This window comes from Bacillus sp. NPDC060175, from assembly GCF_042728695.1.
GTDB lineage: Bacteria > Bacillota > Bacilli > Bacillales > Bacillaceae_G > Bacillus_A.
The window spans coordinates 1-22,143 of sequence record NZ_JBHWYR010000017.1 but is presented as its reverse complement, the minus strand read 5'-3'; the positions used below and the strand labels follow the sequence as shown (position 1 = coordinate 22,143).

Here is a 22,143-nt window from a genome sequence, read left to right as displayed (position 1 = left end):
TTAATGTGGGATAGAAGAGATTCTAACAAAAAAAATCATTCTTGATACGTTACGAAAACGAACAAATGTCTACATTGCTTGCTTAATTACGTCCCTTGTATTTGCATTACTTCATATGGAGTTAGCAAGTGTTATTCCCTATACTTTAGCAGGATTGGTATATGCATTTTTATATGTAAAAACGGATAGATTAATTGTTCCTATTGTTGTTCATATGACAATGAATACACTTGCAATTTTAATGAAAATTATTTAATAAAAGAACTAAATATCGGCATTTAATAGGTCATTGGCAGAAGAGTTAGATCCTGATAAATTAGCAACTTTTATTTTGTGCTTTAAAACTTAAGTTTTTAAATTAATATGAGTAAACAAAAAGGAAAGGGATGAAACCATATGGTTTCATCCCTTTCCTTTTATTATGCAAAAATTGGAGGAATAACAATGAATGAGTATAGAAAAATAATGTTGCCGCTATTACAAGAAAAGCTATTGCTAATTAGTGCGATTTGTAGCGGGTTAGTAGCTGCCATTTTAAATTTATCTAGACCAATTTTCATGGGGCTAATTTTAGATAACCTTATTCAACAGGAATTAAAAGGTGCATATTTGTACATTGCATTGTTTGCCGGTAGCCGCTTTATGCTGTGGATGAATAATCTTTTATTTGATTATGTAAGCTCAAAAGCGAGTCAACGTATATTACAAAAGAAGCGTATAGATGTATTGCGTCATTTTTTCTCATTACCGTTTGAAGAGAGTGAGAAGATCCAGCAAGGTGAGTTAGAAACTTTAGTCGTTTCTGATATCCCGAACTGGATCAGGTTATATGGATCTATATTAATAGAATATATACATGCTATCGCGCAATTTATCGGTGCGATTATAGCACTACAGCATATAGATATGCAGTTCATATTGTGGGTAACTCCGTTTTTATTTTTAAGTGCAATTGTTCCAGTACTTATGGGAGAAAAGGTAAGGAATATTGCAAGCATTGCTCAAAAGAATCAATCAAGTGTAGTAGAGATGATGTCACAGTTTGTAAAAGGTATACAAGATTTACGGAGTTTACAAAAAGAAAAATGGGCCATCGGCTTATTTAAAGGAGTAACGGCACAATCTTATAAATCGGAAATAAAGAAGACAATGATGCAACACTGCATGGGAGTAGTTGGAACAGTGATTGAAACAGGAGCATATGTCATTGCTCTCATTATAGGTGCGCAAAAAATAATGAAAGGGGAAATGGAAGTTGGTTCACTTGTTGCAGTGTTAGCTACAATTGAAATGCTCTTTTTTCCAGTCCGTTACGTGGGGGAGTTACTAATGATGACACAAGTTGCAGTCGCTTCGGCAGATCGAGTTTTTTGTTTTTTAGATAAACGAGTGGCAGACAGTGAGGTGGAACAAGCTATGGGAATGAAGATAACAAATGTTTCATTTCAAGAGAATGATGAAGCGAAGTGTAGAATTAAAAATATTCATTTGGAGATTAATCCTGGGGAATTCGTGATCATTGTGGGAGAAAGTGGTGCAGGGAAAACGACGCTTTTAAAACTAATAACGGGTTTATATAAACCATCTAACGGTAGCGTTGTTTATTATGGTAATGAGGCTCGGATGACTACAGTATGGCAAGAACCACGTTTTTTTCGGACGACAATAAAAGAGAATATATATTTCGGGGAAGAGGGCTTAGAAAACCAGTTAGAAAAAAATGCTGAACTTGTAAATGTAACGCCGATTATTAGGGGGTTACCTGAAGGGAGTCAAACTGTACTACATAAAAGTGGTGAAGAGTTTTCTGGAGGGGAAAGAAAACGTCTTGCACTATTGCGAGCGATTGTATCAAATCCGAATCTCATTATTTTAGATGAACCGACTGCGGGGTTAGATCCGGGCAATCAAGAAGTGGTTTGGAATATGATTGAAGGGCTAGGAAGAGATGTAACGAGAATTGTGGCAACACATGACGTAGAGAGGGCAATACTAGCAGATCGCGTTATTGTAATGAGAGAAGGCAGTATTGTTGAATGTGGAAATCCTAGAGAGTTATTAAATCGTAATTCATTGCTTAAAGAAATGCTAATAAAAAGATAAGAGCTATGTAGCGCTCTTATCTTTATTCAGTATTATTAAGTTGGTACGTATATGATTCAGTATCGCTAGTACTAAACTCTTTGACTAGAGTAAGTTGATTTGTATCCGGATTATATTTGGAAATTTTGACCGTATGTTCGCTACTTAGTGATGGATTATATTCTTGAATAGCAAACGTATTTTCAGCAATCTGAGTCATATTACTGGTGGAAACATTTTCTATGGAATCATGATTTGTATAAATTTCAACGACTCTTCCACCGTTGAAAAATAAAAGAACGATTACTAAAATAACTAAACATATTCGTATATAGCGAAGTTCTTTGCTAATAGGGTGTTCTCCCAAAACAATCATCCTTTCTATAACTATTCTATAGTAGTAATGGTAGTCATCGTGAAGAAACTAAGAATACCGAGACCTGCCAAAAGGATAAATGAAATTAAAGCGATATAGAGACAAATACGCCCAACTTGTTTTTTTTCAGGATCTTTACTGAATAGTGAGATGATCCATGTGATAATCCCGATTGGGGAAAATATAAAACTAAGAATATATAATAGTATTTTTTCAAATGAATTCATAAAAATATCCCCTTTTTTGAAAGTTCTACATGTGTAGTCTTCTTCGTATTAGCGCTGCCGTTATGTAGGAAAGTACAGAATAAACAGCACTATAAACAATCCAAGCGTCTAAGTTTTGTAAAGCTAGATGTATATCAAATTCAGAGACGATAATGAAAAATATAAGTGGAACAGTAAAAGAAATAATAATAGCAGCCCATTTGAATTTGTATAGCCAGCCGCTAAAACAAATACATAGTAATGGTAAAGTGAAGAAAACAAAAGAAAAAGGGTTGATAAGTAATTGTAAAATACATATCACCTCGCAGTTTTTATATATTTTTCTAATTATATGATAAAAAGGAAAATATTTCATCTTAGTTAAAAATATTCCGACTATTTCGAATGTGAATATTTCCAAGCTTGTCCGTATAAGCTAAAATAAGGTATATAGTATTTTGATGATTATGTTATAAGAAGATAAACACGTTAGGGTGATATAAAATGTGGCGGAAGCTTACGATTATTGTAGTGTTAGTTTGTTTAGCGGGATATGCAGCTTATGAACAGTTCGGTAATAAAGATCAGGCGGTACAAGGGAAGCAAGAAAAAAGTGAAGCTGTTATGAAAGAGATGATTGCAAGGAATGGTATTGAAGTAGGGAAGAGTGCACCTGATTTTGAATTAACTAAGTTAGATGGAACAAATGTAAAGTTATCAGATTTAAAAGGAAAGAAAGTGATTTTAAACTTTTGGGCAACGTGGTGTGGCCCATGTCAGCAAGAAATGCCCGATATGGAGGCCTTTTATAAAGAGCATAAAGAAAATGTAGAAATTTTAGCTATAAACTATACTCCTTCAGAAAAAGGGGGGGGAGAAGAAAAAGTAAGAAATTTCGCTAAAGAAAAAGGGATTACTTTTCCTATTCTATTGGACAAGAACATTGATGTGACAACAGCTTATAAAGTAATAACCATTCCAACTTCGTATTTTATAGATACAAAAGGTGTCATTCAAGATAAGTTCATTGGACCGATGACACAAAAAGAGATGGAGAAACGGATTGAGAAATTAAAATAATAAGTGAGGAGGCAGAGATGGGAAGTGGCCATTTCTGCCTTTTCTTTTTCAAGTAGTGAAAGCTTCGTGATATGATAAAAGAAATATAAACGTTTAGAGATAAAGGAGTGTATTTGGAGTGGGGAATATATCCTTACCGTTAGATTATGTTGTAATTGATTTTGAAACAACAGGATTTAACCCTTATAATGATAAAATTATTCAAGTAGCAGCAGTGAAATATCGTAATCATGAACTAGTAGATCAGTTTGTTTCCTATGTGAATCCGGAGCGTTCAATTCCGGACCGAATAACGAGTTTAACAGGTATTACAAATTATCGTGTTTCAGATGCACCGACGATTGAAGAAGTATTACCTTTATTTTTAGCATTTTTACATACAAATGTAATTGTCGCTCATAATGCATCTTTTGATATGCGTTTTTTGAAAAGTAATGTAAATATGCTTGGGCTACCGGAGCCTAAAAATAAAGTGATTGACACTGTGTTTTTAGCAAAGAAATATATGGAGCACGCGCCTAATCATAAACTTGAAACGTTAAAGCGAATGCTTGGAATTCGCTTAAGTTCTCATAATGCATTTGATGATTGTATTACGTGTGCGGCAGTTTATCAAAGATGTGCATCTATGGAGGAAGAAGGAAAAAGAAAAGTGCAGAAAGAAGTGCTTGATGAAACGGTAGCATACGAAGCAGTAAAAGAAATTCTTATGCGAAATAAACGTGATATCGAATGGATTCGCTGTATGAATGTCGGGAGCTATTTAGATATAAAAGCTTTTTACCCAATTATTAGGATGAAGGTAAACGGGCGAAAGAAATATGTGTTAACAGAAAAAATGGAAGACGATGTAATTGGTATTTGTACGAGCTTAACGTGTGAGGCAGCATTGAAAAGTGAGATTGGCAACACGAGAATTATGATTGACAGTGTAGAGGACATTTTCAAGCTAGAGAGCTACATTTTAGAAGAATACGATTCTGTATTGCGAGCACTGCATGAATATAGAGTGAATGAAGAAGATGCTGATGAAGAAATTAAAAAATATTTAAATATAATGATGTGAAAAAATCCCATGCGTAATATTTGCGTATGGTTTTTTTTGTTAAAACATAAAATTTTCTTGCAAATCTGATTAAAGAGTTTTTCATTTGCTCATACTATGTAATAAGAAAACGTAGAAGAAAGGGTGAGCAGCATGAGAAGAAGTCGCCGTAGATCGTTTGAAGAACTTGTAAATGAAAATAAACAACAATTATTAAGTGATCGTGATGCAATGGATCGAATTGAAAAACGTATTGAAAAACGTTATGAAATGAAACTTTTTAAGCAGGCTGAATAATTCTTAACACTAGTACGATACTAGTGTTAAGGAGGCGATAGTAATGGGTAATCCGAAAAAGAATTCAAAAGACTTTGCACCAAATCAAATTGGAACACAATCGAAAAAAGCTGGTGGCAATAAAGGAAAGCAAATGCAAGACCAAACTGGTAAGCAACCGATTGTTGATAACGGTTAAAAAAGGAGAGTGTTATCATTCTTCTTTTTTGTGAGGGAATTAAAGATATATTTTTAACAGGAATATGAAAAAAGGGCTGACTTTCGTCAGCCTTTTTTCGTGATTGTAAAGTTTTCCACGAGTAAACGCCAATTTTGTGGGAATGGTAGACCAATTTTCCAATAGCTAATGCCACCTATTCCTTGTTCTTTCATTAAATTAAATTTACTTTGCACGGACCGTGAATCTTCAAACCAAACTTCATGTTGTACGCCGTTTTCGTCAAAGTAATTAAAATGTGGAGCTTGAGCCGTGAAATCATAGCGGATAGGAACATTGTATTTACGAGCTAGTGCAACAGCTGCAACAGAGCTAATTGCTTTTGCAGGTGGATTTCCTTGTTTGAACGGCAGTTTCCAATCGAAACCGTATAAATTTTGACCCATCATAATTTTTTGTGGTGGCATTTGAGATTTTGCATATTGAAGTACCTCTTTCACAGGACCAATAGGAGAAATCGCCATCGGTGGCCCGCCTTGCCAACCCCAGTCGTATGTCATAATGACGACGAAATCAACAATTTGTCCTTGTGCTTTATAATCATGAGCTTCAAAAAATTTCCCTTTTTGATTGGAACTTGTTTTCGGTACAAGCGTTGTACTTAATGTGTACCCGCTAGGTAAGCGCGTTTTTACATTTCGTAAAAAACGATTATATGCTTCGCGATCTTCAGGTGCTACATTCTCGAAATCAAAATGAATATCTCGCATGCCGTATTTTTCAGCTGTTTGCAAAATGTTCGTAATAAATTTGTTTTGAATCGTTGCGTCGCGTAAAAAAACAGATGCCAGTTCGGTACTGAAATTTCCATTTTCAATATTTGTAATAACGAGCATAGGGATGGTTTTACCTTGCGTTGCAATATTAGCGATTTTAGCTGTTTCTGTTGGTTCTTTTAAAGTGCCGTCTCGTTTTGCTTCAAAGCTGAAGTAGGCTAAATATGTTAAAAATGGATTAATAGCACGTGTAGCATTTACTAAACTTTCTTTGATCGGTATTGTTGAAGGTTGTAAATAAGCGATGGATTCTACTGCTCGTTTTGTTCCTTTCGGTATATATAATTGTTGTCCGACATGAAGAATAGATTTTAATGAAAGGTTATTAACTTTAGCTAAACTGGCGAGAGGAACGCTATATGTTTGAGAAATTCGATAAAGGCTGTCACCAGGCTGTACATAATAGTTATTGCCTTTTGTATTAACGATAAGTGCCTGACCAACAACGAGTGTTTCGGCTGGGTTTAGTCCATTGTCTTTTACAATTTCTTCAGGTGTAGATCCATATTTTGATGCTAAACTATAAACACTATCACCGCTACGAACAGTTACAATTTGAATCATGTGTTTGCCCCTTTCGGTAAAAGATTCACTGTTTTTATTTTATTTTTGATTCCACTGTATTATGATTAAATGTATGCAAGGTAGCAGAAGTGAAAGAAGGCGAATAGAAATGTTTGTAGCAGAACATGAAGTTGAAATCCGCTATGCGGAAACAGACCAGATGGGTGTTGTTTACCATTCAAACTATTTAGTGTGGCTGGAACTTGGGCGCACGAAACTTATACAAGAATTAGGATTTTCGTATGTTGAAATGGAGAAAGAGGGAATTATCTCTCCTGTATTAGACTTGCAAATCTCGTACCGTAAAGCGATGCGTTACGGTGAAAAGGCCATTGTGAAAACATGGATTGATACTGTGAGCCCGCTTCGTGTTGTATATGGTTATGAAATTTATAACGGTGATGGCGAGCTTTGTATTACTGCAAGTACAACGAATATTTGTGCGAAAAAAGAAGGGTTCCGCCCTGTATCATTTAAAAAATTATATCCTGAGTGGTATGCGAAATATGAGGAAATTAAAAAGAAATAAAAAAAGCGTGGCAGAAGCCACGTTTTTTTATTTTTCATAATTAAATTGAGGGAAATCATCACCGTCGTTAAGTGTCACTAATAAATTATGTCCATCGAAGAACCACTCATCATCGCCTTCAATAAAGAAGTTAATACCTTCTTCTTGCATTTGAACAGCAGGATGCGCAGGATCATCTTTACGAATACCTAAAGAAAGTCCTTTTTGCACAGTACTGCAACCACCGTATTGTACGAAAAAGCGTATTGTTTCACCTGATTGTAAGTGTAATTCGTTTTTATACCATTGTGCTGCTTCTTTTGTTACGGAAAGATTCATGTATAGTTCCTCCAAATTATGTTGCTTTTTCTTAAGTATAAAAAATAACGCAAAAAGACGCTATTAATATGCTTCACGTTTTCTTTTTGCGTTATGTGGGTTACGATCTTATTTTTGCTTTTTTGAAAAGTTTGCTTTCGGTTCAGTTTTATTTATAATTCGTCCGATATTTGCACGGTGTTTATAAATAACCATACCAGCTAATAAACACATCGCAATAATGAAGATTTTATCCCCGCTAACAATTGATGCAATAACAGCAACGACAGCTGTTACCATAGAAGAAAGTGATACGTATCTTGTTGTAAATAAAAGGGTGAAAAATACAACAGCTAATATTGCAAATACAACTGGTGAGTAGCATAATAATACCCCGGCAGAAGTTGCAACTGCTTTCCCCCCGCGGAATTTTGCGAAGATCGGATAGACATGTCCAAGAACAGCGGCTAATCCAAACCATAGTGGGTGAATATCTGACCCGAAAATAATCGGTAGACCTGTTGCTAATGTACCTTTTAAAATGTCAGCAATTGTTACGATAAAACCTGCTTTTTTCCCTAACGTACGGAATGTATTAGTTCCGCCTAGATTACCGCTTCCATGCTCACGAATGTCGATTCCATAACCGATTTTTCCAACGACTAATGCAAATGGAATCGAACCGAGCAAGTAGGCAACGATAAATAAAAGATATGTAATAATCATGAGTTCAGTCTCCTTTATACAAATGTGTTGATAAAGGGTAAAAAGAGTTTTTCCCGTTCATTGTACCATACATTTGTAAAGAGCACATTTCTTTTTTATAAATGAAAAAGTCATTAATTTTTTAAAAAACTTTCACAGGAATGTTACATTTTTCACAGGAACAGAAGAACTATATGTTGTATGATTTTAATCAAAAGACAACAACATGTTGGTGGAGGGTTATGAATGTTGAAACAAAATGTACGTGGAGAAGAATTAATGAAAGTATTTGAGACAATTATTCACGGTAATGAACAAGATTTAATGCAGGAAAATGCAAATGTAGATGGCCGATCTCCAATGGGAGTAATGGGAACGTTCGCATCTGAGAGCGCAAAGTATTATGCAGTAGAAAAATTATTATCAGATCAAGTGAAAAAAGCGATAGATCAAAATATATTATATCCACATGATTTAGATTTTTATGCAACAGGAACGACGACTTGTTCACAAATTCCGTTAGCGCAAATGCTTGCTAATGGTTTTCATACTGGACATGGACATATGAGACAACCGCAAGATATTAAAAGTGCGTTGGCGCTTTCTTCAATTATTTTTCAGGCGAATCAAAATATGCAGCATGGTGGTCAATCGTTTGCACTCTTTGATATTGATTTAGCTCCATATGTGAGAAAAACAGTAGAGAGACATAAAAAACGATTGCAGTCATATCCGCTTACGAAAGAACAAATAGAGGGATTTGCATGGAAAGAAACAGAAAATGATACGTATCAGGCGTGCGAGGCTTTCGTTCATAATTCAAATAGTATGCATAGTAGGGGCGGGGGACAAGTACCGTTTATTTCTATTAACTACGGAACAGATACATCGAAAGAGGGACGGCTTTTAATTAAGCAACTTTTAAAAGCGACGCAAGCTGGACTTGGTAAAGGAGAAACACCGATTTTTCCTATTCAAATTTTCAAAATGAAAAAAGGCGTGAACTTTGAAGAGTGTGATCCGAACTATGATTTATTTGAATTAGCGTTAGAAACGACAGTTGAGCGATTATTCCCTAACTTTTCGTTTTTAGATGCCCCGTTTAATGCTGTGCATTATGATGGTCGACCTGAAAGTGAAGTATGTTATATGGGATGTCGTACTCGTGTTATGTCTAATATACATGGGGAAGAAACAGCAATTGGAAGAGGGAATTTATCGTTTACTTCTATTAATTTAGTGAAATTAGCGCTAATTAGTGGTTCAAAAGAAGCGTTTTTTGAAGCGCTAAGTTATTACTTAGATTTAGGCGTTAAGCAATTATTAGAGAGATTTGCTTATCAATGTACAAAGAGAGCAAGAGATTTTCAGTTCTTATATTCACAAGGTGTATGGCGTGGTGGAGAAACGTTACAACCTGAAGATGCTGTGGCGCCGATTTTAAAACAAGGGACGTTAAGTCTTGGCTTTATCGGTCTTGCAGAATGTTTAGTAGCATTAACAGGAAAGCACCATGGAGAAAATGAAGAATCGTGGAAGCTTGGATATGAAATCATTTCCTTTATGAGGAAGAGAATGGATAAGGCGATGGAAGAACATCAACTGAATTTCTCAATAATTGCAACGCCTGCCGAAGGGTTATCAGGTAAGTTTGTGAAAAAAGATAGAGAAGAATTTGGTGTGATTAGCGGTATAACGAACCATAATTACTATACGAATTCATTCCATATTCCAGTTTATTATAACATTCAAGCGATAAATAAAATTCGTTTAGAAGGACCTTTCCATGCTCTATGTAATGGAGGGCATATTACGTATATTGAACTAGACGGAGCAGCGATGCATAATCAGAAGGCGTTAAAACAAATTGTTCAAGCGATGGCAGAGCATGGCGTTGGATACGGTTCAATTAATCATCCTGTTGACCGTTGTAAATGTTGTGGGTATCACGGAGTTATTGGCAATGAATGTCCAAGCTGTGGCAATGAAGACGAGGTCAATATAGAAAGAATTCGCCGCATAACAGGATATCTTGTAGGAGATATGTCAAAGTGGAATAGCGCGAAACGTAGTGAAGAGATGGATCGGGTGAAGCATAAATGAAAGTTATGACTATCATTCATGATAGTGTAGTAGATGGAGAAGGGTTGCGGACAGTCGTGTTTTTTGCGGGCTGTCCGCATCGTTGTATCGGTTGCCATAATCCGAAATCATGGAATGTTTGCAATGGAACTGAAATGACGGTAGAAGAAATTGTGAAAGAGATTGAAAAAAATTCATTAACCGATGTAACATTTTCAGGTGGAGATCCATTTTTTCAAGCTGCTGAAGTGAAAAAAGTAGCAAAAGCAGTGAAGGATCTGAAAAAAAATCTATGGATTTATACAGGTTACACGTTAGAAGAGATACAGAGTGCTCAAAATAATGATATGATAGAATTGTTACATTATGGGGATGTTTTGGTCGATGGAAGATTTGAACTTGATAAAAAAGATTTAACACTTCCATTTCGCGGAAGCTCCAATCAACGTATTATTCGATTGAAAGAGTAAAAAGGCGGGATAGGTTATATGAATAAAACAGTATTACTTGTTGAAGATGAAAGAAGATTACGTGAAATTGTTAGTGATTATTTTCGTAATGAAGGCTTTGAAGTAATCGAAGCGGAAGATGGAAAAAAAGCGCTAGAATTATTTGCTGAACATACAATTGATTTAATTATGTTAGATATTATGTTACCAGAAATAGATGGTTGGTCTGTTTGTAGACGAATTAGAAAAGAGTCAGCGGTACCAATTATTATGCTGACAGCACGTTCTGATGAGGATGATACATTACTAGGCTTTGAACTAGGTGCAGATGAGTATGTCACAAAACCTTTTAGTCCGAAAGTATTAGTAGCTCGTGCAAAGACGTTATTGAAACGTGCGGATGGAGCCGTAGGAGTATCAGAAGAAAATACTATGTCATTAGCTGGAATAGAAGTGAATCGACTATCTAGAACAGTTTTAGTAGATGGAGAAGAAATTATATTGACACATAAGGAGTTTGAGCTTCTCGTTTATTTAATGGAGAACAAAGGAATTGTGTTGTCACGCCAACATTTATTAGATCAGTTATGGGGATATGATTACTACGGTGATGACCGAACGGTTGATACACATATTAAAAAACTGCGAAATAAGCTAGGAGATAAGGCGAAGCATATCGGCACTGTTATTCGAGTAGGTTACAAATTTGAAGAATAACCTTTAAGTTACTATGCATCCCGGCTTTGGGATATAGCAAATCTACACTCTCCTTTGTAGGTGAAATGTACAAAAAATACTTTTCTTGTCTACAATGATAGATAGGAGTATTTTTTTAATTGGATTTCACGATGAGTTCACAAGAAGGACACAAACTGTGACTATACTGAAAGTACGAATTCACCAGGGAGGGGAAATAAAACATGGGATATTACGACGGACCGAATTTAAATGAAGAGCATAGTGAAACGAGAGAAATGAAAAAATCAGGTAGTAAAAAAGGATATTTTTTCACAGGTTTAGTTGGAGCTGTAGTCGGGGCGGTTTCGATTAGTTTTGCAGCACCGTACATGCCATGGGTGCAAAATAATGGTGCAGCTGTTTCGTCATTCAATTCTAATAAACAAGTAGAAGGAACTGTAGTTCCAGTTGTAAATAAAGCGAAAAATGAAACTGATTTACCGGGAATGATCGAAGGCGCGAAAGATGTTGTTGTTGGTGTGATTAATATGCAACAAAGTGTTGATCCATTTGCGATGCAACAGGCAGGTCAAGAACAAGAAGCTGGTTCAGGATCAGGTGTTATTTATAAAAAAGCAGGTAATAAAGCATATATTGTAACGAATAACCATGTAGTCGACGGAGCGAATAAACTTACTGTAAAATTAAGTGATGGTAAAAAAGTTGATGCGAAATTAGTTGGGAAAGACCCTTGGTTAGATTTAGCTGTTGTGGAAATTGATGGGTCAAATGTTAATAAAGTTGCAAGTTTAGGTGACTCAAGTAAGCTCCGTGCTGGTGAGAAAGCAATTGCAATTGGTAACCCGTTAGGATTTGATGGTAGTGTAACGGAAGGGATCATTAGTAGTAAAGATCGTGAAATTCCAGTTGATATTGATGGTGATAAGCGTCCGGATTGGCAAGCACAAGTTATTCAAACAGATGCAGCGATTAACCCTGGTAATAGTGGTGGTGCACTATTTAACCAAAACGGTGAGGTAATCGGTATTAACTCAAGTAAAATAGCTCAGCAATCAGTAGAGGGTATTGGTTTTGCAATTCCAATTAACATCGCAAAACCAGTTATTGAATCACTTGAAAAAGATGGAGTAGTGAAACGTCCAGCACTTGGAGTCGGTGTAGTTTCATTAGAAGATGTGCAAGCTTATGCAGTAAATCAATTAAAAGTGCCAAAAGAAGTAACAAATGGAGTTGTATTAGGTAAAATCTATCCAATATCACCAGCGGAAAAAGCAGGTTTAGAGCAATATGATATAGTAGTAGCGTTAGATGATCAAAAAGTAGAAAATTCACTTCAATTCCGTAAATATTTATATGAAAAGAAAAAAGTAGGCGAGAAAGTAGAAGTTACTTTCTATCGTAACGGTCAGAAAATGACAAAATCGGCTACATTAGCAGATAATTCAACTACAAAAAATCAATAAATATAAAATTTAATCAGTGGAGAGTTCTCTTCCTTCTGCTTATTAGCGTACATCAATTGGAATAAAAGAAAGTCTCTTTCATGTTGAAAGAGACTTTCTTTATCGGATATAATAAAGGTATAGGAGGGATTAATTATGATAATTGAAAACCCAACTCGTACGGAAATTGGTGAAGTATTGAAGAAAAGTAAAACGATTGCAGTTGTTGGATTATCAGATAAGCCAGAACGCACATCATATATGGTTTCAAAAGCAATGCAAGATGCTGGGTATCGCATTATTCCAGTAAATCCAACAGTAGATGAAGTACTCGGAGAAAAGGCGGTTTCTTCACTGACGGATATTAAAGAACATGTTGATATCGTAAATGTATTCCGTCGCTCAGAATTTTTAAAGGATGTTGCGAAAGAGTTTGTAGAGATTGATGCAGATGTTTTCTGGGCACAATTAGGAGTACAAGATGAAGATACATATAAACTTTTACAAGAAAAAGGCTATACAGTAATAATGGATCGTTGTATTAAAGTAGAGCATGTAATGACAAAATAGTATAGACTTTAAAGGTAGAAAGATTGATTCAGCCCTCGCTTTTTACATAAGTAGGGCGGATGAACGAGGTGTTCATCATGAGATTTTTTAAAGGCTGTTTTTGGGGATTGTTACTTGTTATCCCGTTTTGGATATTGATCATTTGGATCATGATAAAGGTCTGGAATGTATAATGTTGGAATACATATCCATTTCTCGTTGACAAACGATTATTTTTCTGAAATAGTAGCCTAGAGGAATCCTTGTGAAAAAACAAGGATTTTTCTATTGAAAATAGTATATAAAAGAGATAAGATAACTTGCCAAAACTATAGTCGAGGCGTTATTCTATAATAGAAACATATGTTCTTATTTAATTTGGAAAGGGGCAAGGAGTTTGGTGAAGCATCAGTTCCAATATAATGAAGATGCAATTCAAGTGTTAGAAGGACTTGAAGCCGTTCGAAAACGCCCGGGAATGTATATCGGGAGTACGGATAGCCGTGGATTGCATCATTTAGTATATGAAATAGTAGATAACTCTGTTGATGAAGCATTAGCGGGATTTGGCGACGAAATTTCTGTCGTAATACATAAAGATAATAGTATTAGCGTTATTGATAAAGGGCGAGGAATGCCTACGGGAATGCATAAACTTGGAAAACCGACACCTGAAGTTATTTTAACTGTACTTCATGCGGGGGGTAAGTTTGGCCAAGGAGGCTATAAAACGAGTGGTGGTTTACACGGTGTTGGGGCATCAGTTGTAAACGCCTTGTCAGAATGGCTAGTAGTAACGATTAAGCGTGATGGTAGCATTTATGAACAACGCTTTGAAAATGGTGGTACTCCTGCAACGACGTTAGAGAAAATCGGGAAAACGAAAGAGTCTGGTACAACGATGCACTTCAAACCAGATACAACTATTTTCAGCACAACAAATTATAATTATGAAACATTATGTGAGAGATTACGTGAATCTGCATTCTTATTAAAAGGAATGAAAATCTCGATAAAAGATGAACGTAATGATTTAGAAGATGTGTTTCATTATGAAACAGGAATTGAGGCTTTCGTTTCATACTTAAACGAAGAGAAAGATTCGATTCATCCAGTTGTATATTTCTTGGGTGAGCAAAATGGAATTGAAGCAGAGTTAGCGTTTCAGTTTAATGATGGTTACTCAGAAAACATTCTTTCGTTTGTAAATAATGTACGTACAAAAGACGGTGGTACACACGAAGCTGGATTTAAAACAGCAATGACACGTGTGTTCAATGAGTATGCTCGTAAAGTTTCTTTATTAAAAGAAAAAGACAAAAATTTAGAGGGTACAGATATTCGTGAAGGATTAGCTTCGATTGTTTCTGTACGTGTACCAGAAGACGTACTCCAGTTTGAAGGGCAAACGAAAGGGAAACTAGGTACAAGTGAAGCTCGTTCTTCAATTGATGCAATTGTATCTGAGCATTTAGCTTACTTTTTAGAAGAAAATCCGGATGTAGCTACACTTCTTGTGAGAAAGGCAATTAAAGCAGCGCAAGCACGTGAGGCTGCTCGTAAAGCGAGAGAAGAAGCGCGTACTGGTAAGAAGAAGAAAAAATCAGAAGGTACTTTAAGCGGGAAGTTAACACCTGCACAATCACGTAATCCTCAGAAAAACGAATTGTATTTAGTAGAGGGTGACTCGGCTGGTGGTTCAGCAAAGCAAGGACGAGATCGTCGTTTCCAAGCGGTGCTACCATTACGTGGTAAAGTAATCAACACGGAAAAAGCAAAGCTTGCTGATATTTTTAAGAATGAAGAGATCAATACGATTATTTACGCAATTGGCGGCGGCGTAGGGAATGAGTTCGCTGTTGAAGATATTAACTACGATAAAGTTGTTATTATGACCGATGCAGATACGGATGGGGCGCATATTCAAGTGTTACTACTGACGTTCTTCTACCGTTATATGAAACCACTTATTGAAGCTGGTAAAGTATTTATCGCACTTCCACCTTTATATAAAGTAAGTAAAGGAAAAGGGAAAAGTGAAGTAATTGAATATGCATGGTCTGATGAAGAATTAGGTGGTGTAACGAAAAAGGTCGGTAAAGGCTATATGTTGCAGCGCTATAAAGGACTTGGCGAAATGAATGCCGATCAATTATGGGAAACAACGATGAACCCTGAAACACGTACATTAATTCGTGTGAAAATTGACGATGCATCAAGAGCTGAGCGCCGAGTTACGACATTGATGGGTGATAAGGTAGAACCTCGTCGTAAATGGATTGAGCGTAATGTACAATTTGGTATGCAAGAAGAAGGAAATATTTTAGAAAATGAAATGATTATGGAGACGGAGGTGGAATAACATGCAGGCAGAGAAGTTTCATGACCTCCCGCTTGAAGACGTGTTAGGTGACCGCTTTGCACGTTATAGTAAATATATTATTCAAGACCGCGCGCTTCCAGATGCGCGTGACGGTTTAAAACCGGTACAAAGACGTATTTTATATTCTATGTATGTAGAAGGAAATGTACATGATAAAGCGTTTCGTAAATCAGCTAAAACAGTAGGTAATGTTATCGGTAATTATCATCCACATGGTGATTCCTCTGTATATGAGGCGATGGTCCGTTTAAGTCAAACTTGGAAAGTACGTAATGTTTTAGTTGAAATGCACGGAAATAACGGTAGTGTTGATGGGGATCCAGCAGCGGCAATGCGTTATACGGAAGCACGTTTATCACCAATCGCATCTGAGTTATTACGTGATCTTGATAAAGAAACAGTAGAATTCGTGTCAAACTTTGATGATACGAGTGAAGAACCTGTTGTATTACCGGCAATGTTCCCGAACTTATTAGTGAACGGATCTACAGGGATTTCCGCTGGTTATGCAACAGAAATTCCACCGCATCATCTTGGAGAAGTAATTGATGCTACAATGATGCGTATCGATCAACCGAATAGTTCTGTGGATGACTTGTTAACAGTTATTAAAGGACCAGATTTCCCTACAGGTGGTATTATACAAGGGATAGATGGCATTAAAAAAGCGTATGAAACAGGTAAAGGTAAAATTATTATTCGCGGAAAAGCAGAGGTTGAAACGATTCGTGGCGGGAAGCAACAAATCGTTATTACAGAAATTCCGTATGAAGTAAATAAAGCGAATCTTGTTAAGAAAATGGATGAATTACGTATAGATAAAAAGCTAGATGGAATTGCTGAAGTACGTGATGAGACAGATCGTACAGGTCTTCGTATCGTTGTAGAATTAAAAAAAGAAGCGAATGCTGAAGGTATTTTAAATTATTTATATAAAAATACAGATTTACAAATTCCATACAACTTTAATATGGTAGCGATAAATAATCGTCGTCCGACACTTATGACATTACCTAAGATCTTGGATGCATATATTGGGCATCAGAAAGAAGTTGTTACAAGACGCTCACAATATGAATTAAGAAAAGCAGAAAATCGTCAGCATATTGTAGAAGGTTTAAAGAAAGCATTATCAATTTTAGATGAAGTGATTGAAACGATCCGTGGGTCTAAAGATAAGCGTAATGCGAAAGATAATTTGAGTGCGAAATTTGGATTTACAGAGGCGCAGTCAGAAGCAATTGTTTCACTGCAATTATATCGTTTAACAAATACAGATATTACAGCGCTAGAGCAAGAAGCAGCGGAACTTAGTAAGAAAATTATAGAGTTACAGACGATTCTACAAAGTGAAAAAAGACTTTTTCAAGTTATTAAAACAGATTTGAAGAGAGTAAAGAAAACATATAGTGATAATCGCCGTGCGATAATTGAAGAGGAAATTGAAGAAATTAAAATTGATGTGGAAGTTATGATTCCGCAAGAAGATGTCATCGTTACTGTAACGAAAGAAGGCTATGTGAAACGAACAGGTTGGCGTTCGCATAATGCATCGAACGGGAAATACTTCGGTATGAAAGAGGGTGACATCTTACTTGAGCGTTTCGATACAAACACGACAGAAACCGTTCTTTTATTTACGAACAAAGGAAATTATATTTATCTTCCTGTGTATGAAATGCCAGAAATTCGTTGGAAAGATTTGGGTCAACACGTTGCGAATCTTGTTTCACTCGAGCGAGATGAATCGTTAATTTGGGCAACAGTCGTACCGAATTTTGAAGAAGAAAAACGATTTATCGTATTTGTTACACGAAACGGTATGATTAAGAAAACAGAATTAAACCAATATAAAGTGCAGCGTTATTCACGGGCGTTCGTTGCTGTAAACTTGAAAAAAGATGATGAAGTTGTTGATATATTTGCGACAGATGGGACAAGTGATATTGTTCTTGCAACACATGGTGCATATGCACTTATATTCAATGAAGAAGAAGTAAGTCCAGTTGGTGTAAGAGCAGCTGGTGTGAAAGCAATTAACTTAAAAGAAGATGACTACGTTGCTTCTGGTAAACCGTTAAATGGCGAAAAAGATCAACTTATTCTCGTTACGCAGCGAGGTGCTGTGAAACGTATAAAGGCATCGGAAATTGAGAAATCAACGAGGGCGAAGCGAGGACTTGTAATTTTTAAAGAGTTAAAACGTAATCCGTACCGCATTGTCGGTATTGAAATTGTTCGAGATGACGAATTAGTTTACATGAAGACAGAGAAACACATTGTAGAAGAAATTGATCCGAAAGCGTTTCGAAATAAAGACCGGTATAGTAACGGTAGTTTAGTACTTGATGTTAATGATACTGGTGAAGTAATTGAAACGTGGACGAAGAAAAGAACGGAATAAAGTGAGCATCTTGCTATGAATGATAGCAAGATGCTTTTTTCTAAGCAAATCATTATGTATATAAAAATAATCTTGTTATAATAATGAAATGAAATCGTTCTCATAAAGTGAAACTTTAATCAGTGGGGGTTTTCTTCATTCCCCACTGATTATTAGTTGAACCAATCGGGCTTTTACGGGCAGCCCAACCCTCACCTAACTTCTTTGCATTCGTTGAATTTTGAGGTAGGGATCTTACTGCCCGCAAGTAGCGGGATAAATGGAGGGGCAGCATGAAAAAAATAGGTGTAGGGATTGTAGGATTTGGATTTTCTAGTACAACATTTCACATCCCGTTATTACAAACGATAGAAGAGTATGATATTCGTGCTATTTTATCATCAAAAGAAGAAGTAGTGAAACAAACATTACCAAATGCTGAAGTTGTTGGTACAATTGATGAATTAGTAAACCGAGCTGATATTGACTTAGTGGTTATTACTTCACCGAATACAACTCATTTTCTATATGTAAAAGAAGCGATTGTACACGGTAAGCATGTTGTTGTGGAGAAACCATTCGTTGTTTCAATTGAAGAGGGAGAAGAGCTTATTTCATTAGCGAAGCAACATAATGTCGTTTTAAGTGTGTATCACAACCGTCGTCTTGATAATGATTTCTTAACGATAAAGAAATTATTACAAGAAAAAAGAATAGGAAATGTATACGCATATGAAGCGCATTTCGATCGTTTCCGCCCACATGTACGCGATCGTTGGAGAGAAAAGAACTTACCAGGATCAGGTATATTATATGATTTAGGATCGCATTTAATTGACCAAGCATTATCATTATTTGGGAAACCAGATGCGATAAGCGCAGATGTAATAAAACAACGACCAGGTGCAGAAGTTGATGATTACTTCCATGTTGTACTTCACTACGGAGTAAAGCGCGTTATTTTACATAGTAGCAGCTACGTAAAGCAAGCTGGACCGCATTTTACACTGCATGGAGATAAAGGTTCTATTGTGAAATACGGCATGGATTCACAGGAAGAACAATTAAAGACTGGAATGAAGCCAGGGGATAATGGTTATGGAACAGACCCTGAAGAGAATTTTGCTACTTTAGAAACAGAAGAAGAGTTAGTACGTATTCCAACAGAAGTCGGCTGTTATGACATGTATTATAAAGGTGTAAGAGATAGTATTGTAAATGGTGAGAAACCACCTGTAACAGCAGAAGAAGGCTTGGAAGTTATTAGACTTATTCAATTGGCAATTGAAAGTAGTGAAACTGGTAGAGTCATTTCGATAAAATAAAAAAGACACGATTCTGTGTCTTTTTTATTTTTGCGGAACAGAAAGTCCATAAAAGAACATCGTAACTATATCTTGTATATGTTTTTCTCGATCTCCTTCAAGAAGCTGTGCCCCGAAATCATCACCTAATTTAGTGAACATTTGAATGTACAGTAACATCATTCCTTTTGAAAGATGAGGGTTAATTTCATTTTTGCGCTGTGCTTGTTCTAATATTTCTAAATACCAAGGCAGGATTTTTTCGTTTTGATAACTATAAATAAATTCTCGGAGCTCTTCGTCTTTTTGCATCATTTGTAGTAGCATATCAGGCTGAAATAACCCGCCCGTATTCATTTTTCTTACAATCATTTTTTGCATCATATCATGAAAAGGTAATTTTTCTTCCGCAAGCTCTTTATAATATTGAAATTCAGATATTATAAATTCTTGTATAAGTTCCCTAAATAACGCATCTTTACTTCCAAAATGATTATAAATTGTAACTTGAGAAACGTTTGCTTTTTTTGCAATATGTTCTATTTTTACTTCATTAAATCCGCGTTCTGAAAATAATACGAAGGCTGCCTCTTTAATGGCACGTTTTTTCTTTTCTTTCACTTTTTCAAAGCCGTTCAATACAATCACCTCATTTAAAATATACAAGAAAAAATAATTGAAAACAATAATTTTGAAATATGGACATATAAATATTTCAAAAAGTTGTTGCGAATATGAAAGATGAAGAGTACAATAATTTTGAAATATCATACTTAAAATATTTCAAAAAATGAGGTGGGCTTATGATTTCAGTTCAAAATATCACAAAACAGTTTTCAAATGGGAAAGGCTTGTTTGATATTACATTTGAAGTGAAAGAAGGGGAAATTTTTGGCTACTTAGGACCAAATGGTGCTGGGAAATCAACAACGATTCGTAATTTAATGGGATTTATAAAACCGACGGCTGGTAAAGCGACAATTTTCGGGTTAGATTGTTGGGAAGATGCTGCGAAAATTCAAAGAGAAGTTGGCTATTTACCAGGAGAAATTTCTTTTATTGAAGGAATGAATGGATTAGAGTTTTTAAATTTGATGCAAGGAATGCGTGGGTTAAAAGATATAAAAAGACGAGATGAATTAATAGAACGTTTGCAATTCGATGTGAAAACACCAATTCGAAAAATGTCTAAAGGAATGAAACAAAAAGTAGGGATAGTTGCGGCATTTATGCATGATCCAGAAGTACTAATTTTAGATGAACCAACATCAGGACTCGATCCACTTATGCAACAAGTATTTATAGATTTAATATTAGAGGAAAAGCAAAGAGGGAAAACAATCCTTATGTCATCACATATTTTCACTGAAATTGAGAGAACTTGTGACAGAGTAGCTATTATTAAAGATGGACGTCTTGTAACGGTAGAAGATATTCATGATTTACAAGGAATGCGAAGACAAGTAATAGATGTAACAGTATCATCAGAGGAAGAAATCGAGTCTCTTAAACAATGTGATTTGCAATTTGAAGGGGTGAAAGGTAGAGAGGCGTCAATTATTGTGCAAGGAAACTATCAAACTGTTTTACAAATACTTTCAAACTATAATGTAACGGCACTTCAAACGAGAGCGACGGATTTAGAACATTTATTTATGCATTATTACGAGAAGAAAGAAGGGATAAAGCATGAATAAACAACTATTTTTAGCTAGTTTGAAAGAAACTCAAAAAAGTATATTGAGCTATGCTACTGGTGCAGCTCTTTATTTATGGTTATTAATTTGGATATTCCCATCGATGGTTTCAGCGAAAGGGTTAAATGAATTAATAAGTGCCATGCCTGATAGTGTAAAAAAAATCGTTGGAATGGAAAGCCCAATTCAAAATGTAATGGATTTTTTAGCTGGTGAATATTATAGCCTATTGTTTATTATCATTTTAACAATTTTTTGCGTCACGGTTGCAACGCATTTAATTGCTCGTCATGTAGATAAAGGGGCGATGGCATATTTATTAGCAACACCTGTATCAAGGGTGAAAATTGCAATTACACAAGCTGCTGTTCTCATATTGGGACTACTAATTATTGTAATTGTTACTTATGTAGCTGGTATATTAGGTGCAGAATGGTTTTTAAAAGATAATAATTTAAATAAAGAATTATTTTTGAAGATAAATGTAGTCGGGGGGCTAATATTTTTAGTAGTTAGTGCCTATTCATTTTTCTTTTCCTGTATATGTAATGATGAAAGGAAGGCACTTAGCTATTCAGCAAGTTTAACAATCCTATTTTTCGTATTAGATATGGTAGGGAAATTAAGCGATAAGTTAGAGTGGATGAGAAATATATCCTTGTTTACATTGTTTCGTCCGAAAGAAATTGCTGAAGGAACATATAATATATGGCCGGTAAGTATAGGTTTAACTGCTGGAGCACTTTGTATCTTCATAGTAGCAATTGTAGTATTTAGGAAGAGGGATTTACCGTTGTAAATTAGAAAGTCCACTGAGAAAGTGGGCTTTTTTCGTTTTTGTAGGAAAAAGATTTCTAAAATATACATTATTTATTAACGATAATCTACAGTCTGTTTATTAGAAAATATAATTAACACTATTAAATTAGTGTATATGTAACGATAAAAAACGATGTTAAAAAACTATATGGAATTTTTATG

At 35.6% G+C, this 22,143-nt stretch carries 23 protein-coding genes; 17 read left to right on the top strand and 6 right to left on the bottom strand.

The window, feature by feature from the left end:
- Positions 1 to 10: 10 nt before the first annotated feature.
- Both ACFWDE_RS11150 and ACFWDE_RS11145 read left to right on the top strand, forming a co-directional pair.
- Complete coding sequence (locus tag ACFWDE_RS11150; protein ID WP_377892394.1) at positions 11 to 256, top strand: CPBP family intramembrane glutamic endopeptidase; 246 nt, start codon at positions 11 to 13, stop codon at positions 254 to 256.
- A 188-nt stretch (positions 257 to 444) separates the two neighbouring features.
- On the top strand, positions 445 to 2,103 hold the full coding sequence (locus ACFWDE_RS11145) for an ABC transporter ATP-binding protein (RefSeq protein ID WP_377892304.1): 1,659 nt from the start codon (positions 445 to 447) through the stop codon (positions 2,101 to 2,103).
- Positions 2,104 to 2,125: 22 nt separating this feature from the next.
- Here ACFWDE_RS11145 and ACFWDE_RS11140 read toward each other — a convergent pair whose 3' ends face one another.
- Complete coding sequence (locus tag ACFWDE_RS11140; protein ID WP_377892301.1) at positions 2,126 to 2,458, bottom strand: YmzC family protein; 333 nt, start codon at positions 2,456 to 2,458, stop codon at positions 2,126 to 2,128.
- A gap of 11 nt (positions 2,459 to 2,469) precedes the next feature.
- Positions 2,470 to 2,685 (bottom strand): hypothetical protein, encoded by a 216-nt coding sequence (locus tag ACFWDE_RS11135; protein WP_377892299.1) that lies wholly within the window; start codon positions 2,683 to 2,685, stop codon positions 2,470 to 2,472.
- Between the two features lie 483 nt (positions 2,686 to 3,168).
- On the opposite strand from ACFWDE_RS11135, the gene ACFWDE_RS11130 reads away from it, so the two are divergent.
- The 4 genes from ACFWDE_RS11130 (at position 3,169) to sspN (ending at position 5,264) form a co-directional block, all read left to right on the top strand.
- Entirely contained in the window at positions 3,169 to 3,744 is a 576-nt protein-coding gene (locus tag ACFWDE_RS11130; protein WP_377892297.1) for a TlpA family protein disulfide reductase, read from the top strand.
- Positions 3,745 to 3,862: 118 nt separating this feature from the next.
- Positions 3,863 to 4,810 (top strand): 3'-5' exonuclease, encoded by a 948-nt coding sequence (locus ACFWDE_RS11125; protein ID WP_377892295.1) that lies wholly within the window; start codon positions 3,863 to 3,865, stop codon positions 4,808 to 4,810.
- A gap of 132 nt (positions 4,811 to 4,942) precedes the next feature.
- The gene (locus tag ACFWDE_RS11120; protein ID WP_002014298.1) at positions 4,943 to 5,086 is read left to right on the top strand and encodes an FbpB family small basic protein; all 144 of its coding nucleotides are present in this window, start codon (positions 4,943 to 4,945) and stop codon (positions 5,084 to 5,086) included.
- A gap of 43 nt (positions 5,087 to 5,129) precedes the next feature.
- Complete coding sequence (sspN, locus tag ACFWDE_RS11115; RefSeq protein ID WP_000527988.1) at positions 5,130 to 5,264, top strand: acid-soluble spore protein SspN; 135 nt, start codon at positions 5,130 to 5,132, stop codon at positions 5,262 to 5,264.
- An 86-nt stretch (positions 5,265 to 5,350) separates the two neighbouring features.
- On the opposite strand, the gene ACFWDE_RS11110 is transcribed toward sspN, so the two are convergent.
- Positions 5,351 to 6,643, bottom strand: coding sequence for a glycoside hydrolase family 18 protein (locus tag ACFWDE_RS11110; RefSeq protein WP_002111131.1), 1,293 nt, complete (start codon positions 6,641 to 6,643; stop codon positions 5,351 to 5,353).
- 109 nt (positions 6,644 to 6,752) lie between these two features.
- Between ACFWDE_RS11110 and ACFWDE_RS11105 the strand changes: the two genes are divergently transcribed.
- Positions 6,753 to 7,172, top strand: coding sequence for an acyl-CoA thioesterase (locus ACFWDE_RS11105; RefSeq protein WP_000495819.1), 420 nt, complete (start codon positions 6,753 to 6,755; stop codon positions 7,170 to 7,172).
- A 27-nt stretch (positions 7,173 to 7,199) separates the two neighbouring features.
- Here ACFWDE_RS11105 and ACFWDE_RS11100 read toward each other — a convergent pair whose 3' ends face one another.
- Together ACFWDE_RS11100 and plsY are read right to left on the bottom strand one after the other, a co-directional pair.
- A complete protein-coding gene (locus ACFWDE_RS11100) occupies positions 7,200 to 7,490 on the bottom strand; it encodes a HesB/YadR/YfhF family protein (protein WP_002146331.1) in 291 nt (96 codons plus the stop codon).
- Positions 7,491 to 7,598: 108 nt separating this feature from the next.
- Positions 7,599 to 8,195 carry a glycerol-3-phosphate 1-O-acyltransferase PlsY gene (gene plsY, locus ACFWDE_RS11095; protein ID WP_002066645.1) on the bottom strand — a complete coding sequence of 199 codons (597 nt, stop codon included), beginning with the start codon at positions 8,193 to 8,195 and terminating at the stop codon, positions 7,599 to 7,601.
- 225 nt (positions 8,196 to 8,420) lie between these two features.
- Between plsY and ACFWDE_RS11090 the strand changes: the two genes are divergently transcribed.
- The 8 genes from ACFWDE_RS11090 to ACFWDE_RS11055 all read left to right on the top strand — a co-directional run bounded on the left by ACFWDE_RS11090 (position 8,421) and on the right by ACFWDE_RS11055 (position 19,486).
- A complete protein-coding gene (locus ACFWDE_RS11090) occupies positions 8,421 to 10,277 on the top strand; it encodes an anaerobic ribonucleoside triphosphate reductase (RefSeq protein WP_377892287.1) in 1,857 nt (618 codons plus the stop codon).
- Positions 10,274 to 10,726 (top strand): anaerobic ribonucleoside-triphosphate reductase activating protein, encoded by a 453-nt coding sequence (gene nrdG, locus ACFWDE_RS11085; RefSeq protein WP_201040719.1) that lies wholly within the window; start codon positions 10,274 to 10,276, stop codon positions 10,724 to 10,726. Before ACFWDE_RS11090 ends, nrdG begins: the two co-directional genes overlap by 4 nt.
- Positions 10,727 to 10,744: 18 nt before the next feature.
- A complete protein-coding gene (locus ACFWDE_RS11080) occupies positions 10,745 to 11,422 on the top strand; it encodes a response regulator transcription factor (RefSeq protein ID WP_002087776.1) in 678 nt (225 codons plus the stop codon).
- Between the two features lie 203 nt (positions 11,423 to 11,625).
- On the top strand, positions 11,626 to 12,867 hold the full coding sequence (locus ACFWDE_RS11075; protein ID WP_002066653.1) for a S1C family serine protease: 1,242 nt from the start codon (positions 11,626 to 11,628) through the stop codon (positions 12,865 to 12,867).
- 135 nt (positions 12,868 to 13,002) lie between these two features.
- Positions 13,003 to 13,416: a CoA-binding protein gene (locus ACFWDE_RS11070; protein ID WP_002014313.1), complete on the top strand. Its 414-nt coding sequence runs from the start codon at positions 13,003 to 13,005 to the stop codon at positions 13,414 to 13,416.
- 376 nt (positions 13,417 to 13,792) lie between these two features.
- Complete coding sequence (gene parE, locus ACFWDE_RS11065) at positions 13,793 to 15,757, top strand: DNA topoisomerase IV subunit B (protein WP_377892281.1); 1,965 nt, start codon at positions 13,793 to 13,795, stop codon at positions 15,755 to 15,757.
- A gap of 1 nt (position 15,758) precedes the next feature.
- Positions 15,759 to 18,182 carry a DNA topoisomerase IV subunit A gene (parC, locus tag ACFWDE_RS11060; RefSeq protein ID WP_377892278.1) on the top strand — a complete coding sequence of 808 codons (2,424 nt, stop codon included), beginning with the start codon at positions 15,759 to 15,761 and terminating at the stop codon, positions 18,180 to 18,182.
- A 272-nt stretch (positions 18,183 to 18,454) separates the two neighbouring features.
- The gene (locus ACFWDE_RS11055; protein ID WP_377892275.1) at positions 18,455 to 19,486 is read left to right on the top strand and encodes an oxidoreductase; all 1,032 of its coding nucleotides are present in this window, start codon (positions 18,455 to 18,457) and stop codon (positions 19,484 to 19,486) included.
- Positions 19,487 to 19,510: 24 nt separating this feature from the next.
- On the opposite strand, the gene ACFWDE_RS11050 is transcribed toward ACFWDE_RS11055, so the two are convergent.
- A complete protein-coding gene (locus tag ACFWDE_RS11050) occupies positions 19,511 to 20,104 on the bottom strand; it encodes a TetR/AcrR family transcriptional regulator (protein WP_377892273.1) in 594 nt (197 codons plus the stop codon).
- A 164-nt stretch (positions 20,105 to 20,268) separates the two neighbouring features.
- Between ACFWDE_RS11050 and ACFWDE_RS11045 the strand changes: the two genes are divergently transcribed.
- Complete coding sequence (locus tag ACFWDE_RS11045; protein WP_377892270.1) at positions 20,269 to 21,162, top strand: ABC transporter ATP-binding protein; 894 nt, start codon at positions 20,269 to 20,271, stop codon at positions 21,160 to 21,162.
- On the top strand, positions 21,155 to 21,961 hold the full coding sequence (locus ACFWDE_RS11040) for an ABC transporter permease subunit (protein ID WP_002199699.1): 807 nt from the start codon (positions 21,155 to 21,157) through the stop codon (positions 21,959 to 21,961). Before ACFWDE_RS11045 ends, ACFWDE_RS11040 begins: the two co-directional genes overlap by 8 nt.
- Positions 21,962 to 22,143 lie beyond the last annotated feature (182 nt).